This is a genomic window from Aquitalea pelogenes, assembly GCF_001515305.1.
GTDB lineage: Bacteria > Pseudomonadota > Gammaproteobacteria > Burkholderiales > Chromobacteriaceae > Aquitalea > Aquitalea pelogenes.
The window spans coordinates 1-6,557 of record NZ_LNQV01000090.1 but is presented as its reverse complement, the minus strand read 5'-3'; the positions used below and the strand labels follow the sequence as shown (position 1 = coordinate 6,557).

General features: G+C 62.9%; 7 protein-coding genes and 1 pseudogene. 4 read left to right on the top strand and 4 right to left on the bottom strand.

Annotated elements, in window-relative coordinates:
• The 4 genes and pseudogenes from AWT75_RS20120 to AWT75_RS20105 all read left to right on the top strand — a co-directional run.
• A pseudogene (locus tag AWT75_RS20120) lies at positions 1-568 on the top strand (hypothetical protein); the annotation flags it as partial.
• Between the two features lie 124 nt (positions 569-692).
• Complete coding sequence (locus AWT75_RS20115) at positions 693-1,322, top strand: MarC family protein (protein WP_062791510.1); 630 nt, start codon at positions 693-695, stop codon at positions 1,320-1,322.
• Between the two features lie 201 nt (positions 1,323-1,523).
• Positions 1,524-2,864, top strand: coding sequence for a cytochrome c oxidase accessory protein CcoG (ccoG, locus tag AWT75_RS20110; protein WP_045846073.1), 1,341 nt, complete (start codon positions 1,524-1,526; stop codon positions 2,862-2,864).
• Positions 2,861-4,270, top strand: coding sequence for an aminotransferase-like domain-containing protein (locus AWT75_RS20105; RefSeq protein ID WP_082696239.1), 1,410 nt, complete (start codon positions 2,861-2,863; stop codon positions 4,268-4,270). The genes ccoG and AWT75_RS20105 overlap by 4 nt, the downstream gene beginning before the upstream one ends.
• A gap of 18 nt (positions 4,271-4,288) precedes the next feature.
• On the opposite strand, the gene recR is transcribed toward AWT75_RS20105, so the two are convergent.
• The 4 genes from recR to AWT75_RS20085 all read right to left on the bottom strand — a co-directional run.
• The gene (gene recR / locus AWT75_RS20100) at positions 4,289-4,918 is read right to left on the bottom strand and encodes a recombination mediator RecR (protein ID WP_045846075.1); all 630 of its coding nucleotides are present in this window, start codon (positions 4,916-4,918) and stop codon (positions 4,289-4,291) included.
• On the bottom strand, positions 4,915-5,367 hold the full coding sequence (locus tag AWT75_RS20095) for a GFA family protein (protein ID WP_082696238.1): 453 nt from the start codon (positions 5,365-5,367) through the stop codon (positions 4,915-4,917). The genes recR and AWT75_RS20095 overlap by 4 nt, the downstream gene beginning before the upstream one ends.
• 174 nt (positions 5,368-5,541) lie before the next feature.
• On the bottom strand, positions 5,542-5,880 hold the full coding sequence (locus AWT75_RS20090) for a YbaB/EbfC family nucleoid-associated protein (RefSeq protein WP_045846077.1): 339 nt from the start codon (positions 5,878-5,880) through the stop codon (positions 5,542-5,544).
• Position 5,881: 1 nt separating this feature from the next.
• Positions 5,882-6,557, bottom strand: a 676-nt coding sequence (locus tag AWT75_RS20085) for a DNA polymerase III subunit gamma/tau C-terminal domain-containing protein (protein ID WP_275575776.1), incomplete at its 5' end; no start/stop codon positions are given.

The following is a 6,557-nucleotide window of genomic DNA, read 5'->3' as shown; positions in this document are numbered from 1 at the left end:
GGATGGCATCAACGACTCGCTGGCGCTGAAGGCCGGTGCGGTTGGCGTGGCCATGGGAGCCAGCGCAGCCGATATTGCCGTGGCCGCTGCCGATGTGGTAGGACAGGCACTGGCCATGGACAGGGTGGTGGCGCAGGTGCTGCCCGCGGGCAAACTCAAGGAAGTACAGGCAGAAATCAGCGCCGGTTACCGCCCGCTGGTGGTGGGGGATGGCATCAACGACTCGCTGGCGCTGAAGGCCGGTGCGGTTGGCGTGGCCATGGGAGCCAGCGCAGCCGATATTGCCGTGGCCGCTGCCGATGTGGTGCTGATCAGCCATGATTTGCGCCGCCTGGCCACCGCCATCAGGCTCAGCCGCCTGTGCCGCCGGGTACTGGCACAAAACGTGGTGCTGGGGCTCGGCTGGGCGGTGGCACTCACCCTGCTGGCCGCCTTTGGCCTGCTGGGCAGTGCCGGCCTGCTGCTGGCGGCTGTGCTGCACAATCTGAGCACCCTGCTGGTGATGGCCAATGCCGGACGCCTGCTGCGCTTTCACGAACCCTTGTCCGCCGTCACCCACAAGGGCTGAGCGGCAATGCAGGGCGGCAAGGGCTATGCTGCATGAACCGTATGCCAGCGCTGGCGCAAGCCTGCAGCTTTGTGTCCCGCCGCTGAATGTCAGCCCCACGGCTTTGCCCTAGCATGGATGCACCATGGAACTCGAAATCGCCAAAATCTTTGTCGCCCTGCTGGTGCTGGTCAACCCGCTGGGGGCCATTCCCATCTTCATCAGCCTGACCCCTACTTCCAGTCAGCTGGAACGCAAGCGCATAGCCAAGACCACCACACTGGCGGTGGCGGTGGTGCTGTGCCTGTTTGCCGTGGTGGGCGAAACCCTGCTGCGCTTTCTCGGTATCAGCATCGGTTCCTTCCAGGTAGGTGGCGGCTTGCTGGTGATGCTGATTGCCATTGCGCTGATGAATGCCAAGCCGGCTCCTACCAAGACCACCAAGGAAGAGCAGTCCGAGGCCGAAGCCAAAACCAATATCGCAGTAGTACCCATGGCCATTCCGCTGCTCACCGGTCCCGGCACCATTTCCACCGTCATCATTTATGCCTCCACCGCCCATTCCTGGGTGCAGGTGGTGTATCTGCTGATCAGCAGCCTGCTGGTAGCCATTACCTGCTATGGCGCGCTGGTGCTGGCCTCCCCCATCAGCCGCCTGCTGGGCCAGACCGGCATCAATATCGTCAACCGGGTGATGGGCATGCTGCTGGCGGCGGTGTCAGTCGAGATCATCGTCGATGGCCTGTACCGGCTGTTTCCGCAGCTGACGCGCTAAGCCAGCGGTTTGATCTGGCGCAAACAGCTGTACCGAAACTGTATGCATCAGCGGCAGCGCCACCCGGATTCAATACAAATCAAGCCTTTGTTTTTATAGATAAAATAAAAATCTGTACTGATAAAACCAGCTTGATCTGTGCATTGTCTGTCATGGTGACAGCGCCTAAAAAGAGCGGGTTATCCTTCCGGAGCCCGCAGCATGAGCCAGCCCGTCCCCATCAAGATTTACCCCCGCCTGACCAGTGGCCGTTTCAACAACATCCGCGTGGCACTGGTCATCCTCACCCAGCTGGTTTTCCTCGGCCTGCCATGGCTGCAATGGAATCATCGCCAGGCGGTGCTGTTTGACCTGGAACGCCACCAGTTCTTCGTATTCGGTGCCAGCTTCTGGCCGGAGGACTTTGTCTATCTGGCCGCCCTGCTGGTGGTCAGCGCACTGGGCCTGTTCTGGTGGACCACGCTGGCCGGGCGGCTGTGGTGCGGTTATTCCTGTCCGCAAACGGTGTACACCCAGATCATGCTGTGGATCGAGCGGCTGGTGCTGGGCGACCACAAGGCCAGACGCAAGCTGGATGCCGCCCCCAACAGCGCCGGCAAGCTGCTGAAAAAGGGGCTGGCCCACAGCCTGATGTTGCTGTTTTCGCTGTGGACCGGCTTTTCGCTGGTGGCCTACTTTGCCCCGGCAGGCGAGTTGGCAAGCAATCTGTGGCAGGGTCAGGCCGGGCCGTGGGAAGTGTTCTGGATATTGTTCTACGCGGCCTTCACCTATTTGCTGGCCGCACTGCTACGCGAAAAGGTGTGCAGCCACATGTGCCCTTATGCCCGCTTTCAGGGCGCGATGTTCGACCGTGACACGCTGATCATTTCCTACGATGCCCGCCGTGGCGAACCACGCGGCAAGCAGGCCGACAAATCCGCCGGTGGCTGCATCGACTGCGGCATCTGCGTGCAGGTTTGCCCTACCGGCATCGACATCCGCAACGGCCTGCAATACGAGTGCATCGGCTGCGCGGCCTGCATCGACGCCTGCGACCAGGTGATGGACCAGCTGCACGCCCCGCGCGGGCTGATCCGCTACACCAGTGAGGCGGCACTGGAAGGCAGGCAACACAGCAAACCGGCATGGCAGCGGCCACGCGTGCTGTTTTACAGCAGCCTGTTGCTGGGCATCATCAGCCTGTCAGTGTTCAGCTTTACCCAGCGGCTGCCATTCAAGGCCGACATCCTGCGCGACCGTGCCAGCCTGGTGCGGGAAACCGACGATGGCTGGCTGGAAAACAGCTATAGTGTGCGGCTGATCAACAGCAGCGAATCTGCCCAGCGCCTGGCCATCAGCGTGGAAGGCCTGCCCGGCATCCGGCTGGTAGCGGCCACGCCGACAGTCAGCCTGGCCGCCACCGCCACCGAAACCATCGGCGTGCGGGTGCAGGTAGCACCTGAAAACGCAGCCCGCGGGGCCAATGACATCCGTTTTGTCATTCGTTCGCTGGCGCAACCGGCGCATGTGCTGCAGGAAAAAAGCAGCTTTATCGGCGAATGAGCACCCCATCCGCGAGTAATCAGTCCATGAGCAAAACCCAGCAACTGGCGCAGTTGTTCCGCCACGCCATCGAACAGGGCCAGCTGCGCGCCGGTGACCGCATGCCCTCCTTGCGCCAGCTGTGCCAGGACCATGGCGTCAGCCTGACCACCGCCCAGCGCGCTTATGCCGAGCTGGAGCGGCAGGGCTTGCTGCAGGCGCTGCCGCGCTCCGGCTTCCGTGTGTGTCCACCGGCAACACGCGCAGCACCGGCCGAAACCGCAGCGCCGCAAACCCTGCGCATGGAACACCTGACCACCGCCCTGCCCATGCCCTGGGGCTGCCCCTTCATCAACCCGGCGCTGATCAACACCACACCGATGAACCGGGCGCTGGGCCGCGCCTTGCAGGACTACCGCGACGCCCTGTCCAGCACGCCGCTGGAAGGTTTTGACGGCCTGCGCCGCGAGCTGGGGCTGCACTATCTGAGTCAGGGCATTGCGCTGGCGGGGGACGAGCTGCTGATTACCTGCGGTGGCATGGAAGCACTCACCCTGGCCATGCGCGCGGCGGTCAGCGCCTCCGGCAGCCAGAGCATGATAGTGGTGACGCCAGCCTTCCCGGCAGCACTGGAACAACTGCGCCATCTGGGCATTGCCATTCTGCCTGCCGCCCTGTCCGAGCAAGGCAGCCTGGACCTGGCCGCAGTGGAAGAAACGCTGCGCGAGCAACGTCCGGCCGGCATCGTGCTGATGGCCAACTTCCAGCACCCCACCGGCCTGGTGATGCCGGAAGCGCAAAAGCGCGCGCTGGTGGCACTGGCCGAGCAATACCGGGTATGCATCATCGAGGACGACACCTACCGCGAACTGTACTTCGGCAAGCAGGGGGCCAGCCCGCTCAAGGCCTACGACCGTAGCGGCACGGTGCTGCACTGCTCGTCGTTCAGCAAATCGCTGGCACCGGGTTACCGGGTAGGCTGGATTGCAGCCGGGCGCTTGAGCGACACCGTGCGCGGGCTGAAGCTGTGCAGCTCGCTGGGCACCCCCCTGCCCAGCCAGATGGCGCTGGCACGGCTGTTGGCCACCGGTCAGCACGGCGACATGCTGACTCGGCTGCGTGCCAGCCTGCGGCAGCGGCGCGATGCCATGGTGCAGCAAATCATGGAGAGTTTTCCGGCGGGCAGCCGCTTGCTGCGCGCCGAGGGCGGCTATTTCCAGTGGGTGGTGTTGCCCGAAGGGCTGGACTGTGCGGCCTTGCTGCCGCTGGCCATCGAACAGGGCATACATTACGCACCGGCCACGCTGTTCTACCCGCACCCGGTGGCGGCCAATGCCTTGCGGCTTAACTTCAGCTTTTTCGACCCGCTACACCAGCGCGAGGGCGTTGCCCTGTTAGGCGCACTGCTGCGGCAAGCCATGGAGTGACAGCGCTTGCCGTGACGCTCAGCCCGGCGGGGTGGACGGGTCGGACTGGGCGGTCAGCGATTTGCGTTCATACACCGCCTGCGCCAACGTGCTCAGGTCGACGTATTCCAGCTCGCCACCCACCGGCAGTCCACGCGCAATGCGCGACACCTTGGGGCCGCGGCCCTTGAGCAGCTCGGCAATCATGTGGGCGGTGACTTCGCCCTCGGCAGTAAAATTGGTGGCAATCACCACCTCTTCCACCACATCATCCAGCGCCCGCACCATCAGCTTGTCCAGGTTCACTTCCTTGGGGCCGATATTGTCCAGCGGCGAAATACGCCCCATCAGCACGAAATACAGGCCCTGATAGCATTTGGCCTGCTCCAGCGTCATCAGGTCGGCCGGCATTTCCACCACGCACAGCTGGTCCGGCCTGCGCTCCGGGTCGGCACAGATGCTGCACAGCGGGGTTTCGCTGAAGGTATTGCAGCGTTCGCAATGGGTGAGATGGTTCAGCGCCCGATCCAGCGCCCGCGCCAGCTTGTCCGCCCCGGTCTTGTCCCGTTGCAGCAAATGGAAAGCCATGCGCTGGGCGGTTTTGGGGCCGACACCGGGCAGCACTTTCAGGGCAGCAATCAGTTGTTCAAGCGCGGGTGGGTTTTTCATCGGCAATCCGGAATACGGGTTTGGCAAAGGGGAACAGGCAAGGCATCAGTCGTCCGGCGCGCCTGCGGGTAACGCGGCAGGTCGTCGTCCAGGTGAAACCAGGGAATGGCACTGGACGTCCATTCATGACAGTCAGGCCGCAATACCGCTGGCGTTTCCAGCGTGGGAATGGTGATTTCCACCCGCCCGCTGCCATCGGTGCATTCATAAAACAGGGTGGAACCGCACTGCCCGCAAAAATGCCGCAGGCCGAGCGCCGAGGAGCGGTAAGCGGTGGTGCTGCCTTGCCAGCGCACGGCACCGGCGGGGTATAGCGCCCCCAGGTACACCGGTGCGCCGCTGGCCAGCTGGCAGGTCTTGCAATAGCAGTAAGTCACGCTTAAAGGGCGGCCATGGCATTGATAGCGCACCGCCCCGCACAGACAACGTCCCTGCAATACCTGCTCCATGCCGACTCCCACTCCCACAGGCTGTCAATCATTGGCGGGCCCCGCCAGTTGCAAGGGGCTTGGAGCCGCTGACAAAACCTCGCAGAGCACCCGAGTCAAGGCGCGCCGACGCAGACAGTACAGTGAGTACGGCAAGTCGGCGCAACGCAGAATCAGGGGTTTTGTGAGCGGGTCTTAGAACGGCAGTTTCATGCCGGCCGGCAGATTCAGGCCGTTGGTAAAGCCGGACATTTTTTCCTGGGAAGTGGCTTCCACCTTGCGTACCGCGTCGTTGACAGCGGCAGCAATCAAGTCTTCCAGCATTTCCTTGTCTTCCTTGGCATCGTCCAGCAGGCTGTCGTCGATGGACACGCGCTTCACATCGTGAGCACAAGTCATGACGATTTTCACCAGACCGGCACCGGACTGGCCTTCCACTTCCACGGTGGCCAGTTCTTCCTGGGCCTTCTTCATGTTTTCCTGCATTTGCTGGGCTTGCTTCATCAGACCAGCGATACCGTTTTTACCGAACATGTCACAACTCCTGCAAAGGTTGAATCGTTTCCGCCACCAGCGTGGCGCCCATTTCGCGCACCAGTTGCTGGATGACCGGATCGTTTTCCAGGCATTGTCGGGCCTGGGCCAGTTGTTCCTGACGATGACGGGCACCCTGCATGGCCGGTGTTTCCAGCCCCAGTTCCTCGATTGTCACCACCAGTTCGACCGGCTGACCGAATTGTTCGGTCAGCGCAGCCTTGAGTTTTTCCTGATAGTCGCGGGTGGCCATGTGACGGAAGCTGTCCGGCACGGCCAGTTCCAGTCGCGACTGGCTCCAGTTTTTCAGCACGGCATTGTGTGCCAGCATGCGGGCGGCACCCAGGCGGGTACCCAGCAAGCCCACCAGCGCACTCCAGTCGCCATCAAACTGATAGGCCACCGTTTCCGTCAGCTCGGCTTCCTCGGCCATGGCATAGGCAGGCAAGGCATCGTCGGCATCGTCCCACGGCGCAGCGGTTTCCAGTTCGCTGTCTTGCTCGCTGGCTTGGTCTTCAGCTTCAGGCGTCTCTTCAGCAGGCGCGGATGCAGCAAGCGGCGCTACCACAGCAGGCGCAACTTGCGGTTTGGCTACCGCCTCCACCGGCGCTTGTGGCGGTGCAACAGGCTCAGGCCGGGGCGCAGGTTCCGGGTCGGCGTCGGCCGCCGGGGAAGCC